At 38.2% G+C, this 19,897-nt stretch carries 17 protein-coding genes and 1 pseudogene; 13 read left to right on the forward strand and 5 right to left on the reverse strand.

Annotated elements, in window-relative coordinates; all coding sequences use genetic code 11:
- Nucleotides 1-218 precede the first annotated feature (218 nt).
- From ACFO3O_RS15665 to ACFO3O_RS15685, 5 genes are all read left to right on the forward strand, one after another.
- Complete coding sequence (locus ACFO3O_RS15665; RefSeq protein ID WP_379980485.1) at nt 219-608, forward strand: endonuclease domain-containing protein; 390 nt, start codon at nt 219-221, stop codon at nt 606-608.
- A gap of 258 nt (nt 609-866) precedes the next feature.
- Nucleotides 867-3,224 (forward strand): penicillin-binding protein 1C, encoded by a 2,358-nt coding sequence (gene pbpC / locus ACFO3O_RS15670; protein ID WP_379980791.1) that lies wholly within the window; start codon nt 867-869, stop codon nt 3,222-3,224.
- A 62-nt stretch (nt 3,225-3,286) separates the two neighbouring features.
- Nucleotides 3,287-3,787, forward strand: a complete 501-nt coding sequence (gene parS / locus ACFO3O_RS15675; RefSeq protein WP_379980487.1) for a type II RES/Xre toxin-antitoxin system antitoxin — start codon at nt 3,287-3,289, stop codon at nt 3,785-3,787.
- 2 nt (nt 3,788-3,789) lie between these two features.
- Nucleotides 3,790-4,254: an RES family NAD+ phosphorylase gene (locus ACFO3O_RS15680; protein WP_379980489.1), complete on the forward strand. Its 465-nt coding sequence runs from the start codon at nt 3,790-3,792 to the stop codon at nt 4,252-4,254.
- A 40-nt stretch (nt 4,255-4,294) separates the two neighbouring features.
- A complete protein-coding gene (locus tag ACFO3O_RS15685; RefSeq protein ID WP_379980491.1) occupies nt 4,295-4,993 on the forward strand; it encodes a DUF6193 family natural product biosynthesis protein in 699 nt (232 codons plus the stop codon).
- A gap of 78 nt (nt 4,994-5,071) precedes the next feature.
- Here ACFO3O_RS15685 and ACFO3O_RS15690 read toward each other — a convergent pair whose 3' ends face one another.
- The 5 genes and pseudogenes from ACFO3O_RS15690 to ACFO3O_RS15710 form a co-directional block, all read right to left on the reverse strand.
- Nucleotides 5,072-5,578 (reverse strand): YciI family protein, encoded by a 507-nt coding sequence (locus ACFO3O_RS15690; RefSeq protein WP_379980493.1) that lies wholly within the window; start codon nt 5,576-5,578, stop codon nt 5,072-5,074.
- A gap of 11 nt (nt 5,579-5,589) precedes the next feature.
- Nucleotides 5,590-6,111: a CYTH domain-containing protein gene (locus tag ACFO3O_RS15695; RefSeq protein ID WP_379980793.1), complete on the reverse strand. Its 522-nt coding sequence runs from the start codon at nt 6,109-6,111 to the stop codon at nt 5,590-5,592.
- A 105-nt stretch (nt 6,112-6,216) separates the two neighbouring features.
- Nucleotides 6,217-6,489, reverse strand: a pseudogene (locus ACFO3O_RS15700) (VOC family protein); the annotation flags it as partial.
- Nucleotides 6,479-6,889, reverse strand: coding sequence for a VOC family protein (locus ACFO3O_RS15705; protein WP_379980495.1), 411 nt, complete (start codon nt 6,887-6,889; stop codon nt 6,479-6,481). The pseudogene ACFO3O_RS15700 and the gene ACFO3O_RS15705, both read right to left, overlap by 11 nt.
- Complete coding sequence (locus ACFO3O_RS15710) at nt 6,873-7,541, reverse strand: NAD(P)H-binding protein (RefSeq protein WP_379980497.1); 669 nt, start codon at nt 7,539-7,541, stop codon at nt 6,873-6,875. Before ACFO3O_RS15710 ends, ACFO3O_RS15705 begins: the two co-directional genes overlap by 17 nt.
- Before the next feature lie 229 nt (nt 7,542-7,770).
- Between ACFO3O_RS15710 and dinB the strand changes: the two genes are divergently transcribed.
- From dinB to ACFO3O_RS15750, 8 genes are all read left to right on the forward strand, one after another.
- Nucleotides 7,771-8,880 (forward strand): DNA polymerase IV, encoded by a 1,110-nt coding sequence (dinB, locus tag ACFO3O_RS15715; protein WP_379980499.1) that lies wholly within the window; start codon nt 7,771-7,773, stop codon nt 8,878-8,880.
- Nucleotides 8,881-9,112: 232 nt separating this feature from the next.
- Nucleotides 9,113-10,273: a homogentisate 1,2-dioxygenase gene (locus tag ACFO3O_RS15720; protein ID WP_379980501.1), complete on the forward strand. Its 1,161-nt coding sequence runs from the start codon at nt 9,113-9,115 to the stop codon at nt 10,271-10,273.
- Nucleotides 10,274-10,407: 134 nt separating this feature from the next.
- Nucleotides 10,408-11,568 carry a 4-hydroxyphenylpyruvate dioxygenase gene (hppD, locus tag ACFO3O_RS15725; protein WP_379980503.1) on the forward strand — a complete coding sequence of 387 codons (1,161 nt, stop codon included), beginning with the start codon at nt 10,408-10,410 and terminating at the stop codon, nt 11,566-11,568.
- A 126-nt stretch (nt 11,569-11,694) separates the two neighbouring features.
- The gene (locus tag ACFO3O_RS15730) at nt 11,695-12,498 is read left to right on the forward strand and encodes a DUF3108 domain-containing protein (RefSeq protein WP_379980505.1); all 804 of its coding nucleotides are present in this window, start codon (nt 11,695-11,697) and stop codon (nt 12,496-12,498) included.
- A 9-nt stretch (nt 12,499-12,507) separates the two neighbouring features.
- Nucleotides 12,508-13,446, forward strand: coding sequence for a tryptophan 2,3-dioxygenase family protein (locus ACFO3O_RS15735; RefSeq protein WP_379980507.1), 939 nt, complete (start codon nt 12,508-12,510; stop codon nt 13,444-13,446).
- A gap of 19 nt (nt 13,447-13,465) precedes the next feature.
- Nucleotides 13,466-14,755, forward strand: a complete 1,290-nt coding sequence (locus ACFO3O_RS15740) for a peptidoglycan DD-metalloendopeptidase family protein (RefSeq protein ID WP_379980509.1) — start codon at nt 13,466-13,468, stop codon at nt 14,753-14,755.
- Nucleotides 14,756-14,778: 23 nt separating this feature from the next.
- Entirely contained in the window at nt 14,779-16,392 is a 1,614-nt protein-coding gene (gene pgi, locus ACFO3O_RS15745) for a glucose-6-phosphate isomerase (protein WP_379980511.1), read from the forward strand.
- 175 nt (nt 16,393-16,567) lie between these two features.
- Nucleotides 16,568-19,846: a TonB-dependent receptor gene (locus ACFO3O_RS15750; protein WP_379980513.1), complete on the forward strand. Its 3,279-nt coding sequence runs from the start codon at nt 16,568-16,570 to the stop codon at nt 19,844-19,846.
- Nucleotides 19,847-19,897 lie beyond the last annotated feature (51 nt).

Here is a 19,897-nt window from a genome sequence, read left to right on the forward strand (position 1 = left end):
TAGTGAGACCCGCCCCGTCATTTGCCTTTGGCAAATGCCACCCCTCCCTTTCAAGGAGGGGAGCTCTTAAAATCAAATAGATTTTAAGCAAATTAAAATAGTACTTAGTAAGTGCTCCTTCCCCTGGCAGGGGAAGGAGACAATAGTGAAGCGAGAGCGGAACTATTGACGGAAGGGGTGAGAATAGAAAGTATAAAAGTAAATACAAAAACACAATCTTGAAAAGTAAAAAACCAAAACTCCACGATCCCGAATACACAAAAGGTTTTCGTAAATCATTGCGTAATGGTTTAACATCGGCGGAAGCGTTTTTATGGAATCATTTGAAAGAACGAAAATTAGCGGGGAGAAAGTTTAGACGACAGCATGGTGTAGGGAAGTTTATTGTCGATTTTTATTGTGCTTCGGAAAAGTTGGTGATAGAATTAGATGGGCAAACTCATATGAATCCAACGGCACAAGTAAAAGATGAGGAACGAACACAGTTTCTGGCATCTAAGGGGTTGACAGTAATTCGGTTTGAGAATAAGATGGTTTTTAATTTACTACCGAGTGTTTTGAAGGATATTGAGGATCATTTTATGGAGAATAGGGAGAATAGAGAATAATAGATGGTGAGTTGACCCACCTCGTCATTCGCTTGGGCGAATGCCACTCCTCCCTTTCAAGGAGGAGAGCTTTTTAAAATAAAGTTCGAAGCAAATAGCTTGTGCTTAATAACAAAATAATAAGCCTAAGTGCTCCTTCCCCTTGCAGGGGAAGGTGGCTATTCTGAAACGAAGTGGAAGAATAGACGGAAGGGGTAGAGATATCAAAATAAAACAAAAATAACAATCCAAAAATAACGCTTAAAATCACACGTGAACATTAAAAAACAACATATCATTCTCAAGCTTACAAAGCATAAAATCAAGCTTTCGGTGTTTGTGTTGGTAGTTTTGTATTGGTTGTTTTGCTTGCCAGCGACTTTGTTTAAAGATCCTACATCGACGGTGGTGGAGAGTAGTGCGGGGGATTTGTTAGGAGCCCGTATTGCTGATGATGGGCAATGGCGATTTCCTACGTTAGATAGTGTGCCGTATCGGTTTGAGCAGAGTTTGTTGTTGTTTGAAGACGAGTATTTCTATACCCATCCTGGCTTTAATCCGGTAGCAATGGGAAAAGCCATCTATGGAAATCTTACCACAGATAAACGACGCGGGGGAAGCACCCTTACGCAACAAGTGATCAGGCTTTCACGAAAAAATAATAAACGTACGTATGCAGAAAAGCTGTTAGAACTTGTAAAAGCCACACGTCTAGAAACCAAATATTCAAAGGATGAGATTCTAGCTATGTATGCCACGTATGCCCCTTTTGGTGGGAATGTGGTAGGGCTAGAAACTGCTGCTTGGCGATATTTTAGGCTTCCGGCGCATCAACTGAGTTGGGGGCAAAGTGCGGCACTGGCAGTACTGCCTAATAATCCGTCGATGGTACGACCGGGAAAGAATGAGGGTACGCTTTCGCGAAAGCGGAATCAACTTTTAGAAAAGCTATGGAAAAAAGGAATTATTGATGAGCGTACATATCAACTTTCTATCTTAGAAGAATTGCCTGGAAAACCCTATGCATTACCACAAGTAGCATCACATCTCACCGAACAAATCCGCAAAGAACATAACGGAAAACGTATTAAAACGACCATTCAGCGTGATGTGCAAAGAGATTTGAATCGATTGGCAGAAGCGCATTATACACAATTGCAGCAAAATGAGATTTATAACCTCGCCATGGTTGTGATGGATGTTGCTACCAAAGAAGTGATAGGCTATGTGGGTAACGCCCCTACCAAGAGTCAGCATCAAAAAGATGTGGATATTGTGATGCGTCCTAGAAGCACAGGAAGTGTGTTGAAACCCTTACTATATGCAGGAATGTTGGATGCGGGTGATATTTTGCCAGAGAGTTTGGTGTTGGATATTCCGACGTATATTAATGGATACCAACCTCAAAATTTTGACAAAGAGTTTCAAGGGGTGGTTCCGGCTAGCAATGCTTTAGCAAGGTCTCTTAATGTACCTGCGGTACGAATGTTACGTAGGTATGGATTGGATAAATTTTATACTAATTTACAAGAGATGGAAATTGAACATATTGATAAGTCAGCTAATTACTATGGGCTTTCTCTTATTTTAGGTGGGGCTGAGAGTAGTTTGTGGGAAGTGACCAAAACCTATGCAGGGCTAGCACATACTTTAAATACCTATACGGCGACCTCTAGTGAATATACCAAAACCGCTTTTCAAGGATATTCTTACATCCCTCACACTTCTCATGAGGAGCCTCTTTTTGCAGATCCTTCTATTTTTGATGCTGGAGCGATTTATCATACCTTAGAAACACTGCGGGAAGTCAATAGACCTACTGGCGAGGAAAATTGGCAGTTTTATGAGGACGCACAACCTATTGCCTGGAAAACGGGAACAAGTTATGGATTTAAAGATGCATGGGCCGTGGGGGTTACTCCGCAATATGCCATTGGGGTATGGGTAGGCAATGCAGATGGCGAAGGGAGACCAGGTATAACAGGTATACAAGCAGCAGCACCTTTGTTTTTTGATGTATTACGAACACTTCCTAATAAAGGGACTTGGTTTTCCAAACCCTTTGATGCCCTTACCGAAGTTAGTGTGTGCTCAAAAAGTGGCAACTTAGCAAGTGTGTATTGTCCAGAGACAAAACAAATATTAGTTCCAGAGGCTGGTATTCACAGTGTGTCTTGCACGTATCACAAACAAATATATGTGACTGCTTCTGGAAATTATCGTGTGAATTCAGATTGTTATGCGTTAGATCAAATGACCTCTGAAGTGCGGTTTGTACTCTCTCCTGCGATTGCTTATTACTATGCGAGTAAGCATCCTGAGTATAAAGAATTACCATCTATACACCCTGATTGTGATATGTTAGGAGAGCAACCTATGTCTTTTATATACCCAAAAAAGAACGAGGATATTATCTTACCAAAAGATTTTGATGGAAAACGCAATGATTTGATTTTAAAGCTAGCACATCGTCGTCCAGATACGAAGGTGTTTTGGTATCTAAATGATATCTTTATAGGAGATACGGAAACCTTCCATGAATTAGCCGTTTTACCCGAAGAAGGAGACTATATAATAACGGTGGTAGATGCCGAAGGAAATCAGTTGAAACAGCAAATAAAAGTTACAAAATCTTAAAATAAAACAAATGTCGTTATATTCACGACAAATTTCTTATCTTTGTGTAAATTTAGAAGATTATGAGTGACGATACGGTATATAATACATCTGAAAACTTAGTTCAAAACTTAGTTTCAGGAAGTGATATTGACATTTCTGGAGTTTCAGAACCCGCAGTTATCATGGGTCATACCCCAGTAAGAGATCGTTCCACCTTACGATTAGTTCACGTTTCTAGAGAAGGGTTGTCTTATCCAAAATTTTTATTGGCTGTAGAGGCTTTTGATTTTTCAAAACAAGAACTTGCTCAATTACTTCATATTTCTGAGCGCACCTTAGAGCGTATTCACAAGGATAAAAAACGATTATCTACGCCTCAAACAGAACGAATTCTTGAAGTATCTATTCTCTTTGAAAAAGGCTGGGATTTTTTTGGAAGTAAAGAAGCGTTTAGAAAATGGTTAAGTATTCCCAATTATGCTTTTGAAAACCAAACGCCTTTATCAATGCTAGACACAAAATACGGTATAGACTCTGTAGAAGTACTCCTTGATAGGATGGCTCATGGTATTGTTGTGTAGGGATGCGTGTATATAGAATTGCCAAAGACACTTATGCCCAAGACCTTTCTGGAGAAGGGGCACGTTTGTATGGTGGAAGATGGAACCGCAGAGGGACCTCTATGCTATATGCAGCAGCGAATAGCTCGCTGGCGATGCTTGAAAAACTAGTGCATATTCCCGTGTATGTATTTCCTAAAGATTTAAAAATTATCGTATTGGAATTTCCAGATACGATAGCTACAGGTCGCATTACATTAGAGGAGTTACCTGAAGATTGGATACATAGATCAGAGCATCCTAAGGTATTAGATATAGGAGATCAATTTGTGACTCAGGCTAATTTTTTGTGCCTTACAGTGCCTTCTGCAATCAATACTATGGATGAAAATATACTGCTTAATCCTAGGCATCCTGATTTTTCTGAGGTTAAGATTGTAGATGAGTTTCCTATTGTTTTTGACAAACGTTTATTGAAGGGGGTGTGATTAGATTTTGGTGAGTGTATGTAAAGAAAAGTAATAGGGGATGTATCTTGAAATAGAAAAATACGGAAACATAAATAATGCTCTTAATAGTGAGTTTGCAAAAATAAAATCACCGTTAAGGGTGCAGGAAAGCGAATCAATAGATAAATTTCCTTTGACATATGCACTAGTAGAGTATAGGAACAAATTTTCTCAAATTTACTTAGCAGGGAAGAAGCATGTTTTTCTGCCTGATTTTTGGAGAGATGGGGTTTGCCTTGCAAATGGACAAACAAATGAATTAAATGAGTTGGTGAGGGTAGTTGACTTTTGGCTTTTAAATGATGTTTCTACAAACGAATTATCAGAAACATTTATATGGGTCAAGCCAAACAAAAAAGCAATAGCTTTCGATGAAAATAGGGCGGTAGAATATGCATGGAATTCATATCTGAAAAATGAGATTTTCAAGGATTTTCAAGAATTTATAGAAATTGCTAAACAGGATGAAATTATTGGAAAATTGTTTCCTTTTACTAGTTTAATGAGACTTTGTTTTAGTAGATGTACAGGGTATCCATATACATATGATATACCAATCGTAATTCCAATCATTGATGAAAAGGGAAAGTATGAAGTTCGTTCTAGTAATGATGTAATAATAGGAAGAGGAACAGCGATACAAACATTAAAGATGTTAAAATCTCATTTGCCAAAAAACATTAAACCAGCAGTAAAAGGAACAGCAGATGATTTGTAAATAAAAATACTATTGTACTTAATGGTGTTTAATGTAAACCATAAATAGAAAGTTCCATATACAATAATAGACATAATTTTACCGTAACGGATACCCTTTTCCAGCCCACCAAGGTTTGATCTCCACAACCAATCTACCAGCTTTCATCATAGGGTCTAGATGAGCTAGGCTATCTGCCATTTTTAGGGTAGGTACATTATATATGGTAATACCGCGTAACTCTCCGTCATCATCAAATGGCCCCGAAATATCAGCATATCCTTCTTCGTACATACGACCAAGATGTGCCATGTGTGCTTCTTGAAGCTTTGCAGCCTCTTCTTCCGATTGATCTCGGTTAGGACCGCTTTTTAAAAATGCCATGAAGTATTGTTGCATAATCACCGTATCTCCTGTTTTTTCATCTACATAATCAAAAATCTGAAAGCCATCTGCTTTTAATCGTGCGATTTGAGAAGCTACAGAAGCCTTTTTATCTACAGAAGATTGTTCAGTAGCAGTGAGTTTTTCTTGTTTCTGATTTTTAGTTTGTGCACAAGAAATACATAAAAGGATGAGTGAAAGGAAGGTGATACTTGTTTTCATATTGTGTTATTTTAGGTCCAGAGTGTATAGGAATGATCACTGATGTACGAATTATAATATCTATTATCTCCAGTGACTTCCTCTCCGATCCAAGAAGGTTTTGAGAAAGATTCATCCTCGTGTGAGAGTTCGATTTCGGCGAGAAGCAGCCCCGTATTCGCCCCATGAAATTCGTCAATTTCCCAGGTGTGTTGCCCGCTACTGACTTCGTATCGGGTTTTATCTATGATCCCGGGAAGGCAGAGTTTGAGGAGTGTTTCCGCTTTCGCGAAAGCGATCTCTTCCTCCACTTCAACACGCGTCATACCACTCTCATTTGACTTTCCTTTTATCGTGAGAAACCCTTTGTCTCCTTTTTTGCGAACACGCACCGTACGTTCAGGGGCTGTACTAAGATATCCTTGCGTAATGCGCGTTGCTGTCTTAGCCTCTTTTTTAAAAGCATCTGATGTGAGTAAAAATTTACGTTCTATTTCTTTCGTGTCATTCCCGTGAAGACGGGAATCTTTTTCTGTCTTGACACTACTTCCAATTCGCCATGGCGGATTCTTCCTATTCTTTCCTGCATGGTATAAAATAAGCTGATTGCCGTCGGGATCTTTCAATCGTGCTTCTCTCCACAACCATGGCTGGTCTGTAGGAAGAAGGTCAAAATGAATCGTATGTTCATCTAAATTTTTTAGCTCTTTTACCTTTTTGTCGAGATCTTCTATTTCAAAATATACAATGACCCCTTCTCCCGAAGGTAATTTGGTTATTTTATGAATAGAAAACGTACTATCCCCATCGGGGCATTCAAATCGCGCATATTGCTCTGGTACGTGAACGATGAGGTGTAATCCTAGCTGTTCGTAAAAACGGACGGATTGTGTAACGTTTATAGAGGGTATGGTGATTTGATTAAGATTCATGTGTTGCGGTTTGCCAAGGTGGAATGTTTTCTACCTGATTCTTTTGATATAAAATTACATAATTTCCGTCAGGGTCTTTCAAGTGAAGTTCGTTACCTCCCCATGAAGCAGTGATGGCTGTTTTTACGAAGTTTTTGCTCCTGCCTGTCGGCGAGGCAGGTTCGCGAAAGCGGACTTCCAACCACTCAATATGGGTGACTTCAAAGTAAATAATGACCTCCTTCTCTGGGCGTTTTGTGTTGTAATACACGGTAAAGATGGTGTGATGTTCTTTATTTTCAAAGTGGGCATGATGCTTAGGTTCTACTTCGATAAGCGTCATTCCTATCTTTTTATAGAATGCAATGGAAGCTTCAAGGTTTTTTGAAGGAGCCGTAATGTGGTCAAATTCTATAGGCATTACTTAGTGTTTTGATTTGCTCATTGAACACATTCTGCTCTTTGTAGTCGTGTGTTCCTAGATATGCCATGGCTTCGGCGATTTGTAGTCCCTGTATGGATTTGTATTTTTTAAGAGGCCCTACCATAAAAAAGTCCATTACTTTCATAAAAAATTTAAGTGTTTTTTCGCCTTTTCGATCTTCATCGGGACGGCCATTGATAAAGGCTGGTTTTATAATATAGGTTTGCGAGATCCCTATTTTTAGGACATCACGTTCCATTTCTCCTTTGGTACGGACGTAGAAAAACGGACTTTTGGCAGAAGTGCCCATGGAAGAAATTACCATGAAGGTGTCTATGTTGTTCTCTTTAGCAAGTTGTGCTGCTTCTAGCGGAATGCCGTAATCAATCTTATGATATTGGTCTCGATCGGGTGTTTTTGCTTTTGTGGTGCCGATACAGCAAAAAACGACATCGCCCGTAAAATTTTCTTTGGCGGTTTCTAATTCAAGGAGATCACATATAATCTCTTCTATTTTAGGGCTGGAAAATGTGGTAGGTCTTCTGGTAAAGAGTTTGATTTTTGAATAGGCAGGATCATTGATGAGAAGCTCGGTTAAGAGGCCTCCTGTAAGTCCTGTGGCACCTAATATGATGGCTGTTTTTGGCATATCTCAAATGTACAATATTTATTAAACCCTTATTCCGCATTAGAAAATCTATTACAACTTGAAAAAGCTTCAAAATAGATCGTTACACTATCTTTTTGAGTTTTACCATAGCTGCACTATGCTAAAACTCAGAAAACACCATATTTTATTGCTTTTTTAAGTTTCACTACGAAGTTCTAATATAGAATGAGGGTTGAAAACTTCTAGGCTTATCCGTACCTTGCATGTCATGGAAACTTCCCTGCCTATTCGTAAAATTATTCATGTAGATATGGATGCATTTTATGCGTCTGTGGCGCAGTTGGATGATCCTAGTTTACGAGGAAAAGCGATTGCTGTCGGCGGTGGAGGTGAGCGTGGTGTAGTGAGTGCGGCGAGTTATGAAGCGCGTAAATTCGGGGTGCGAAGTGCCATGAGCGGCGTGCTAGCGCGTAAATTATGTCCCGAGCTTATTTTTGTGCGTTCGGATTTTGCGAGATATAACGAAGTATCCAAACAAATACGAGAAGTTTTTCATGAATTCACAGATCTTGTAGAGCCCTTATCCCTTGATGAAGCCTATCTGGATGTGACCGAAAATAAAGTGGGTATGCCCAGCGCCACAGTGATTGCGACATGGATACGTCAAAAAATAAAAGAGAAAACAGGGTTGAATGCTTCGGCGGGCATCAGTATTAATAAGTTTGTGGCTAAGGTCGCCAGCGATATCAATAAGCCTAATGGGCAGAAAACGATTCCTCCCGAGGAGGTGGTAGCGTTTTTAGAAACTTTAGATATTCGTAAGTTTTATGGAATCGGGAAGGTAACCGCCGAAAAAATGTACCAAAAGGGGATTTTTACAGGGCTGGATATGAAAAATAAATCCAAAGAATATCTAGAGCAGCATTTTGGAAAAAGTGGAGCGTATTATTATGATATTGTGCGAGGGATTCAATACAGTCAAGTAAAACCCAATCGGATTCGGAAATCCCTCGCTGCGGAGCGTACATTTTCTGAAAACATCACCTCCGAAGTCTTTATGATGGAGCGTTTAGATCATATTGCTGAAGAGGTAGAAAAACGACTTTCAAAAAGTAAAGTAGCTGGAAAAACGCTGACTCTTAAGATTAAATACTCTGATTTCACTCTTCAAACGCGTAGCAGAACATTGGATTATTATGTACGCACCAAAGATGTGATTCTAGGAACCGCCAAAGAATTATTGTACCAAGAAAAAATGAAGGATAGTGTGCGATTATTGGGGATTTCTCTTTCCAATTTGAATACAGAAGATAAGAAAAAGACCAAGCAAATCCCTAAAGAAAAAGAGATTGATGTGCAATTACGGTTTGAGTTTTAACCGCAGGGTAATCTTCAAAAATACGCTTTCGCGAAAGCGTATTCAATCAGTTTAGAACTCCTTACTTCAGTGTTTCAGCTTCCAACTTTTTCCGTATCTTTACTGCGATGTCAAACAAAAGCTGGACATACCTTCCATTATTACTGAAATTTCTTATCAAGAGGAATCCAGAATAGTAGTTGATTGCTCGAATTTAAGTACCTTTAATAGCAATCTAAATTTTTACAACATCATGCCTTTTTATCATACCTTAGGAGAGATTCCTCCTAAACGCCATACGCAGTTCCGTAAACCTAACGGAGAGCTGTATTCAGAACAATTATTTGGAACCATTGGTTTTGATGGGATGAGTACCAATAGTTATCATGTACACCGTCCTACGCAAGTCAAAGAAATCCGTAAGCAATACTCTGTAGCGCCAAAAATTGCCTTGGAAAACAGTATAAAATCTTATCGGTTTAGAGGGTTTCAGATCAAACCAGAACAGGATTATCTGGAGAGTCGTAAACCTGTGTTGACCAATAGTGATTGTACCATCATTCTAGCAGCACCTAAACAAAAAACGCAAGCCTATTTTTATAAAAATACCGACGCTGATGAACTTTTGTTTATTCATAAAGGATCAGGAAAACTACGTACGCATTTAGGGAATTTGGATTTTAAATATGGCGATTATTTGCTGATTCCGCGAGGGGTGATTTATAAAATAGATTTTGATACAGAAGACAACCGACTCTTTATTGTAGAGTCACGCCGACCTATTTATACACCTAAACGCTATCGTAATTGGTTTGGTCAATTATTAGAACACTCCCCGTTTTGTGAGCGTGATTTACGTCAGCCATATGAGTTAGAGACCAATGATGAGAAAGGAGATTTCTTAATCAAAGTCAAAAAACAAGATGACATTTTTGAAATGATCTATGCGGCACATCCTTTTGATGTGGTAGGATATGATGGATATAACTATCCGTACGCGTTTAGTATCCATGATTTCGAACCGATTACAGGTAGGATTCACCAACCGCCACCAGTACATCAAACCTTTGAGACGGATGCGTTTGTAGTGTGCAGTTTTGTGCCTCGTAAGTACGATTACCATCCACAAAGTATTCCGGCGCCGTATAATCATAGTAATATAGACAGTGACGAGGTATTGTATTATGTAGATGGTGATTTTATGAGTAGAGCCGATGTGGATGCTGGGCATATTTCATTACATCCCGCAGGAATCCCACATGGTCCACACCCTGGGACGGTAGAGAAGAGTATAGGAAAAGAAGGTACTGAAGAATTGGCGGTGATGGTAGACACTTTTAAGCCTTTAAAAGTGTGTGAAGCCGCTATGGAAATCGCCGATGAGGACTATCACAAATCATGGTTGGATCATTAATTCAAATTTTAATTAATAATAGTACGCTCCTGCCTACCGTCAGGCAGGTTCGCGAAAGCGTATAAAGAGAATACAGACGTGTTGATATTTTCAACACAAAAAGTCAAATAAAATAGTAAAGAAAATCAAGGATCATGAGTAAGGATATACAACCCGTAAATTACGGACTGGAAAAAATATTTGAAGGAGCACAAGATTTCTTACCCCTCTTAGGGACGGATTATGTGGAGTTTTATGTGGGGAATGCAAAGCAAGCAGCTCATTTTTATAAAACTGCTTTTGGATTTCAATCGTATGCGTATAAAGGATTGGAAACAGGGTCTAGAGATGAGGTGAGTTATGTGTTAAAGCAAGATAAGATCAGAATTGTTTTGACAACTCCCTTAAATAGTAAATCTCCTATTAATGATCATATTGTCAAGCATGGAGATGGGGTGAAAGTGGTTGCTCTTTGGGTTGATGATGCCCGAAAATCGTATGAAGAAACAACTAAAAGAGGTGCAAAATCATATATGGAACCTAAAGTCGAAACCGATGAGCATGGGGAGACGGTACGTGCAGGAATTTATACCTATGGGGAGACGGTACATATGTTTGTAGAACGTAAGAACTACAAAGGAACTTTTTTACCAGGGTTTAGAGCATGGAAATCTGACTATAATCCCTCGCCAACAGGTCTTAAATATATAGATCATATGGTAGGAAATGTTGGTTGGGGACAAATGAATACTTGGGTAAAGTGGTATGAAGATGTGATGGGATTTGTCAATTTCCTGTCGTTTGATGATAAACAAATTCACACAGAGTACTCTGCATTAATGAGTAAGGTGATGAGTAATGGGAATGGGCGTATCAAGTTCCCAATCAATGAACCTGCTAAAGCACCTAAAAAATCTCAGATTGAGGAATATCTAGATTTTTATGAAGGCGCAGGGGTACAACACCTCGCTATGGCTACCGATGATATTATTAAAACCGTAGCACAATTAAAAGCTCGCGGGATTGAGTTTTTACCGCCACCACCGCAAACCTATTATGATGATATCCCACAACGACTCGGGGAGCACATGAAAGTAATGAAAGAAGACATTGAAAAACTACAAGAGCTCTCTATTCTTGTAGATGCTGATGAGGATGGATACTTGCTTCAGATTTTCACAAAACCTCTAGAAGACCGACCTACCTTGTTTTTTGAAATTATTCAGCGTATGGGAGCTAAAGGATTTGGTGCAGGAAACTTTAAGGCCCTTTTTGAATCTATAGAGCGAGAACAAGAGCAAAGGGGTACGTTATAATTTTATAAGGAGCTTAACACAATATTTATATAAAAACTTCGTCCTTTATAGGGCGAAGTTTTTTATTATAGTATTTTTGGAATAACTATTGTAAATAAGCCCCTAGATAACCAAATAGTGCCAAGCATGAGAATATTAGTACATCATATTAGACAATTATTATTCATAGGTGTTTTTACACTAATTGCTTTGGTAGGAAATGCACAGGAAATAAAACCAGCCTATCAAGAAGGCGAGTGGTTCAAATTTAGAGTACATTACGGATTGATTACTGCTGGATATGCTACACTCACCGTTGAAGAAGCAAAGTACAAAGATATTCCTGTTTATCACGTAAAAGGATTTGGAGAAACGAGCGGTATTTCTAGATGGTTTTTCAAAGTAGAAGATTATTACGAAAGCTATATAGATAAAGAAACAGATTTACCCTATAAGTTCATTCGAAAAATAGATGAAGGAGGGCATACCAAAGATAAAGTCATAGACTTTGATCAAAAAAATCATAAAGCACATATTTTCAATAGGAAGCATAATACTCGTACTACTGTAGATGCCGCTGTTGACGTGCAAGATATGGTGTCAGCTTTTTATTATTTACGCAACCACCTAGATACTTCAAAGCTTAAAGAAGGAGATGAAACAAGTGTTACTATGTTTTTTGATAGTGAGAATTATCCTTTTAAGCTTCGTTTTTTAGGACGTGAGGTCATGAATACGGAGTTTGGTAAAATAAGATGCCTTAAATTTAGACCTTTGGTGCAATCTGGGCGCGTCTTTAAAGAGCAAGAAAGTCTTACGGTTTGGGTGAGTGATGATGAAAACAAGGTGCCTATTCGTATCAAAGCTAGTCTCGCTGTAGGGTCCCTAAAAGCAGATCTTGAGGCTTTTAAAGGACTCAAGCATTCCTTTAAGATTGTAGTAGATAATTAACCAAATTCTATGAAGAAAAAAATCGAACCAGATATTGAGCGCATTATTGATGCTCTTGATGATAAATATGAAAAAATAGATCAAGACCTTGATGATCATCTGGAAGGTTTATTACAGAGCAAGCCCATTACCTATTGGGATTATATCCATACAGATGCATTACTGAATCTCCAACTACCACGTACAAATTTTCCAGATGAGAATGTATTCATCATGTATCATCAAGTTAATGAACTTCTCTTTAAAATGGTACTTTGGGAAATAGAACAAGTCGCACATCACAAAAATCTTACGGTTGATTTTTTTGCCTCACGCTTGGGGCGTATAAGTCGTTATTTTGATATACTGACCTCTTCCTTTACAATAATGAAAGACGGGATGGATCTTGAGCAGTATATGAAATTCAGAAAGACGTTAACCCCTGCCAGCGGATTTCAAAGCGCACAATATAGAAAGATAGAATTTGCAAGCACCGATTTGATCAATTTGATAGACGCACGCTTTCGCGAAACCATAGATAGAAATACGCCCTATGAGCATGCCTTAGAACATTTGTATTGGCAAGCCGCTGGAAAAGACTATAACACGGGTAAAAAGAGTTATTTGTTGTATGCATTTGAAGAAAAATATAAAAATGAGTTTATAGCATTTACAAAAGAATATAATACTATAAATTTGTATGCAAAATTCAAATCACTATCTGAAGCAGATCGAAATAATCCAACATTGTTAAAAGCAATGAGACACTATGACTATACGGTCAATGTAACTTGGGTGATGTCACACTACCACACAGCAAATCATTACTTGAATAATGGAGAACATGTGGTCGAAGCAACAGGAGGAAGTGAATGGACAAAATATATGCACCCTAAGTATCAACGCAGAATATTTTTTCCAGAGGTTTGGACTACAGAAGAATTAGCAAACTGGGGACAAGATGTATAAAGGACAGATGATAAAACCTGTGAGATTAGTAACCATTTTTACAATAGCATTGCTAGCAATTAGCTTTATTGCTTGTGGTGATAAAGAAGAGAAACCCGCACCTGTTTTTGAGGAGCAAATGGTTGAAGAGCCATCTGTAGAGGCTTATGGATATGTTCTAGACAATTATATTGTAGAACGAGACACGGTGAAATCTGGGGATAGTTTTGGAAAAATCCTTTTTGATTCCCATGTAGGATATGGTACCATACAACAAATATCAGATACGATACAAGACGTTTTTGACACGCGTAAGATAAAGGCAGGAAAGCCCTATGTGTTACTAAAATCGAAGGATTCCTTAGAAAAGGCACAAGTCTTTATTTATGAAAAAAATAGAGAAGATTACGTCGTAGTAGATTTTCAAGATGAGGTTATAGCAGAAGAAAAATCACACCCTATCACTATTGTAGAAAAAGAAATATCAGGTGTCATTAGTAGTAATTTGTCCTCTACTTTTGATGAGCTAGATACCAATGTTTTAGTTGCTTACAGAATGGCTGATATTTATGCATGGACCATAGATTTCTTTAAACTTCAGGAAGGAGATCGGTTTAAAGTGATTTATGAAGAACGCTTTGTGAATGATACTGTTCCGGCAGGTATTGGAAGAATTAAAGCAAGTGTTTTTGAGCATAAAGGAAGGTCTGTATACGCGTATCATTTCCAAAACGATTCTCTTCCTGGAGGTTCTGATTATTTTGATGAAAATGGTGATAACCTAAGACGTGCTTTCCTAAAAGGCCCTCTGAAATTTAATAGAGTTTCCTCTAGATATAATCTGAAAAGACGTATTAAATATTACGGTTATAAAGTACGACCTCATAAAGGAACTGACTTTGCCGGCGGTATTGGGACCCCTATTCTTGCTACGGCAGATGGAACTGTTACAAAATCAGAACGTAAAGGAGGTAATGGAAATTATGTAAAAATACGGCATAATGGAACCTATGAGACCCAATATTTACACATGCAAAAAAGAAGTGTGCGCGTGGGTGATTTTGTAAGACAAGGCGATGTTATAGGGACTATTGGGATGACTGGAAATACCGGAGGCCCTCATGTATGTTATCGCTTTTGGAAAAATGGAAGACAAGTTGATCCTTTTAAAGAAGACTTACCTGCATCAGAGCCATTAGCTGATGAGCTTAGGCCTATATTTGACAGTATTATGAAGCCGCTGCAAAAACAATTAGAGACTATTCCTTTTACAACAGACAGTGAAGAAGGTATAGGTGCTTCTAATGCACTTCAAGAACAAGATTTATAATAATCTATAGTAAAGACTACCCAATGATGAATATCAACCCAACAGAAACAAATGCTTGGAAGAAATTACAATTACATTTTGATACCATAAGGGACACACACCTTAAGGAGCTTTTCAAAGATCAAGGTAGAGCAGCAACATTTACGATACAATGGCAGGACTTTCTTGTAGATTACAGTAAAAATAGAATTACAGAAGAAACCAAATCACTTCTCATTGAACTGGCGGAAGAAGTGGGTCTTTCAGAAGCAATTGCTAGTTATTATGGAGGAGAAGCCATAAATAAAACTGAGGATCGTCCTGTAATGCATACTGCTTTACGAGACTTTTCAGCTACAGCCTACCATAAAGAAGAAGTTGCGGGCGTGCGTAACGCTATAAAGACTTTTACAAAGAGTATTATAGAAGGCACACATACAGGAGCTACTGGTAAAACGATTACTGATGTTGTCAATATAGGTATAGGAGGATCAGATTTAGGACCTGTGATGGTCGTAGAGGCATTACAGTATTATAAAAATCATTTGACCACACACTTCATCTCGAATGTAGATGGGGATCATGTGATGGAAACTATAAAAGATCTTGATCCTGAGACAACTCTTTTTGTGATCGTTTCAAAAACCTTTACCACACAAGAGACACTGAGTAATGCCACTACGGTGCGTGCTTGGTTTGTAGATCAGTTGGGGGAAGAAGCTGTAGGAAGTCATTTTGTAGCCGTATCTACCAATCTAGAAGCCGTTCAAAATTTTGGAATTGCATCAGAAAATATTTTTCCTATGTGGAATTGGGTAGGGGGTCGTTTTTCTCTTTGGAGTTCAGTTGGGCTTTCTATTGCACTAGCTGTAGGATATGATCATTTTGAAGATTTGTTGAGAGGTGCCCAAGAGATGGATATCCATTTCAAAGAACAGCCTTTCGACGAAAATATACCCGTAATTACTGCTTTATTAAGTGTTTGGTATAATAACTTCTTCGGTGCCGAGAGTGAAGCTGTTATTCCGTATACACAATACTTACATAGATTACCCGCCTATTTACAGCAAGCCATTATGGAAAGTAATGGGAAAAGTGTAGACCGCAATGGAAACCCAGTTGGATATGAAACAGGAAATATTATATGGGGTGAACCAGGCACCAACTCACAACACGCATTTTTTCAACTAATTCACCAAGGAACAAAATTGATTCCTGCTGATTTTATAGGGTTTAAGAAAAGTCTTCATGGCAATGTAGATCATCATGATAAACTGATGGCTAACTTTTTTGCACAGACAGAGGCTTTGATGAATGGTAAAACGGAGGCTCAAGTAACAGAAGAATTAAGGGAAAGTCCGCTTTCGCGAAAGCGTATAGAGCAGCTTACCCCTTTTAAGGTTTTTGAAGGAAATAAACCAACTACTACGTATCTCATAAATACACTTTCTCCAAAGACTTTAGGCGCTTTAGTCGCTATGTATGAGCATAAAATTTTTGTGCAAGGCGTCATTTGGAATATTTACAGTTATGATCAATGGGGTGTGGAATTGGGTAAACAACTTGCTAAACAAGTACTTAGAGACTTTGATGATGTCGAATCCTCTGTACATGACGCGTCTACAAAGCAGTTGTTAATTTCGTATAAAAAAGCATAAAAAAGTAAGAATTAGTTATTGATAATTGCAATTTTTTATTAATAATTACAATTTATTGGTGATTAATGCATTATGTTTATAAAAACAGCATTAATGTTAATTAATTAACGTTGTGATAATCTTAACAGATAGAAGAATTGATTAGTTTTGCGTTGCTTAATTCAATCAATTCATTATGAAGAAAATTACATTTTTATCCGTAATTGCTCTTTTCTTTATGACAGCGGTGTCATTTGCACAAGGGGTAACTACGAGTTCGATTAACGGTCGAGTATTAGATAATAATGAGAGTCCATTACCAGGGGCCAACATTATTGCTACTCACCTACCAACAGGTTCTGTTTATGGAGCCGTTACAGATTTTGACGGTTTTTACCGTATTACTAACATGAAATCGGGAGGGCCTTACAACCTAACGATATCATATGTAGGTTTTGAAGATTTTACAAATAATGGGTTTAGTCTTTCTTTAGGGGAGTCTAAGCGTATTAGTACTACTATGGCAGAATCTGCCAATGCGCTTGATGAAATCGTAATTACTGCACAAAATAATGGAATTTTTAACAGTAATAAAACGGGTTCTGAGACTTCTATTTCTGAGCGTGACATTAACACATTACCTACAGTATCTAGATCTATCGCAGATTTTGCGCGTGTGACGCCATCTGCACAACTTTCAGAAGGAGATGATGGTTTTTCTATCTCTCTAGCTGGACAAAACAACCGTTACAACGCAATTTATATTGATGGTGCTGTAAACAACGATGTATTTGGTCTTGCAGGATCAGGAACCAATGGAGGTCAAACAGGTGTAAATCCTTTTTCTGTAGATGCTATTGAATCTTTTCAGATTAACCTTGCCCCTTTTGATGTACGTCAATCAGGATTCTCAGGAGGATCTATAAACGCAGTAACGCGTGCTGGATCTAATAATTGGGAAGGATCGGCTTATGGATTTTACAGAAACGAGAGTTTAGCTGGTAAGACGCCAGTAGATCTTGTGAATGAAGGTGACAGTCGTGAAAGCCTAGATGAGTTTTCTGCACTAACCTATGGTGTACGTGTAGGAGGTCCTATTATTAAAGACAAATTATTTGTTTTTGTAAACTATGAGCGTCAAGAAGATGAAACGCCACAACCTTTTACGTTTTCAAACTACACAGGGAATTCTTCTTTAGAAGATATCAATACATTGACAAACTTCTTACAGTCAGAATACGGATACAATCCTGGGATTTTTGATGCAAACACAAGAACGTTAGATAGTGATAAATTTAACTTACGTTTAGATTTAAACGCAAGTCAAAATCACAAATTATATTTACGTTTAGGCGTTGTTCAAGCTGAAAACCTTGAAGCACGTAGTTCTGGAAATAGAAACATTGGATTCATTAACGGATCTGAGTTGTTTGAAACAAACACATATTCTGGAGCTTTTGAGTGGAATGCGACTTTTGGATCAAAATTTGCCAACAACCTTAAAGTAGGATATACAAGAGTAAGTGATGACCGTGACCCTGCTGGGAATCCATTTCCTACAGTAGATATTCAAGATGGTGCTGGTACACTTTCATTTGGAGCAGAGCCTTTTTCAACGGCTAACTTACTAGAGCAAGATATCTTTACTATCAACAACAACTTTGAGATTTTTGCTGGACGTCATACAGTGACATTGGGAGCGAACTTAGAGTGGGCTTCTGCAAAGAACTTATTCTTTGCCTTTAACTTTGGAGATTACACATTTGAAGATCAATTTGATGACGATGGAAACTTAGTATCTTCAGGTCTTAACCAGTTCTTAACAGGACAAAATGCAGATGTATACCAACACGGGTATTCTCTTGTAGGTGATGGTGCGGTAGGTGATGAGTCTGCAGGATCTGCAGATTTTGGAACATTCCAAGCTGGATTCTATGTACAGGATGAAGTGCAAGTGGCTGATAACTTTAAGTTAACAGCAGGTATTCGTGTAGATATTCCTTATTGGGAAGACGGAACAGCAAATGCTGATTTTAATAGACGTACAATTCCTTTATTGGAAGCAGAAGGGAAAGATTTACAAGGGGCTCGTGTAGGACCTAATGTAACTCCATCTGCTCATATCGCACCTCGTATCGGATTTAACTGGGATGTATTTGATAATAATACAACACAAGTACGTGGGGGTGTTGGAGTATTTACTTCAAGATTACCTTTAGTATGGCCAGGAGGAACGTATAATAACAATGGTGTCACTGGAGGATTTAGTTTCCTTTTTGGACAAGTAGCTTTCCAACCAGATGTTAACCAACAAACACAAGTTGTTCCAGCTGGAACAGGAGGTGTAGGTGGTAATATTGATCTTTTTGCTGAAGACTTTAAATTACCTCAAGTATCTAAGTTTAATATTGCTGTAGATCAAAAATTACCAATATGGGGATTAGTTGCTACTGCTGACTTCACATACACTGATGTTTTAACAGATATTAGATATGAGAACTTGAACCTAAAAGACCCTGTAGGATCTTATGTAGGAGCAGATACAAGACCATTTTACAACAGAGGTGATGAAATAGATGATACGTATGGAAGAATTATCCTAGCATCAAACACGAGTGAAGGATATGCTACAAACGCATCTCTTACCATAAGAAAGCCATTCCAAAATGGTTTCCAAGGGCAAGTCTCTTATGCATATGGAGAGTCTAAGAAAATCTTTGATGGTACTTCTTCTCAAAACAGTTCTCAGTGGAGAGGTATTCAGACAGTAAATGGTAAGAACTCTGATATTCCATTATCTCGTTCTGATTTTGCTTTAGGAAGCCGTATTTCTGCAAACGCATCTTACGAGATTGAGTACGGTGGAGAATTTGGAGGAAAGACTACCGTTGGACTTTTCTATGAAGGAGCGCAATCAAGACCTTATAGCTTTACTTACAGAGAAGGGCGTGATCTTTTAAATGATGATTCTAGAGATAACGCATTGATTTATGTTCCAGCTAATGCTAGTGAGATTATCTTCTCAGGAGATGCTGCTGAGCAAGCACAACAATGGGAGCGTCTTAACTTCTTCATTGAAAATGATGATTACTTAAAGTCACGTAGAGGTGAGTACGCAGAGCGTAACGCATCTAGAGGGCCTTGGAATCACGTAGTAGATTTAAAAATTTTACAAGATATCTACTTCAGATCAGGAGAGAAGAAGCATACGTTACAATTATCTTTTGATATCTTCAACTTTACAAACTTAATCAACAAAGAATGGGGTGTTCGTAATTTTGTACGTAGCAACGTTCAGCCATTACAAACGGTATCTACTTCAGATAGCACACCTGTTTTTAGCTTTGTAGATAGTATACTTACATATGATGATGCTGGTAACCCAACAGGTCTTAATGTAGAAGAGATTGATGATTTTGGTCTTCAGTCTTCAAGATGGCAAGCACAAATAGGAGTACGTTATATCTTTAACTAATCTCTTAGCATAGTATATATTTTCGCTTTCGCGAAAACTTTAAAACCGACA

It is taken from the genome of Dokdonia ponticola, assembly GCF_042653865.1.
GTDB classification, from domain to species: Bacteria; Bacteroidota; Bacteroidia; order Flavobacteriales; family Flavobacteriaceae; genus Dokdonia; species Dokdonia ponticola.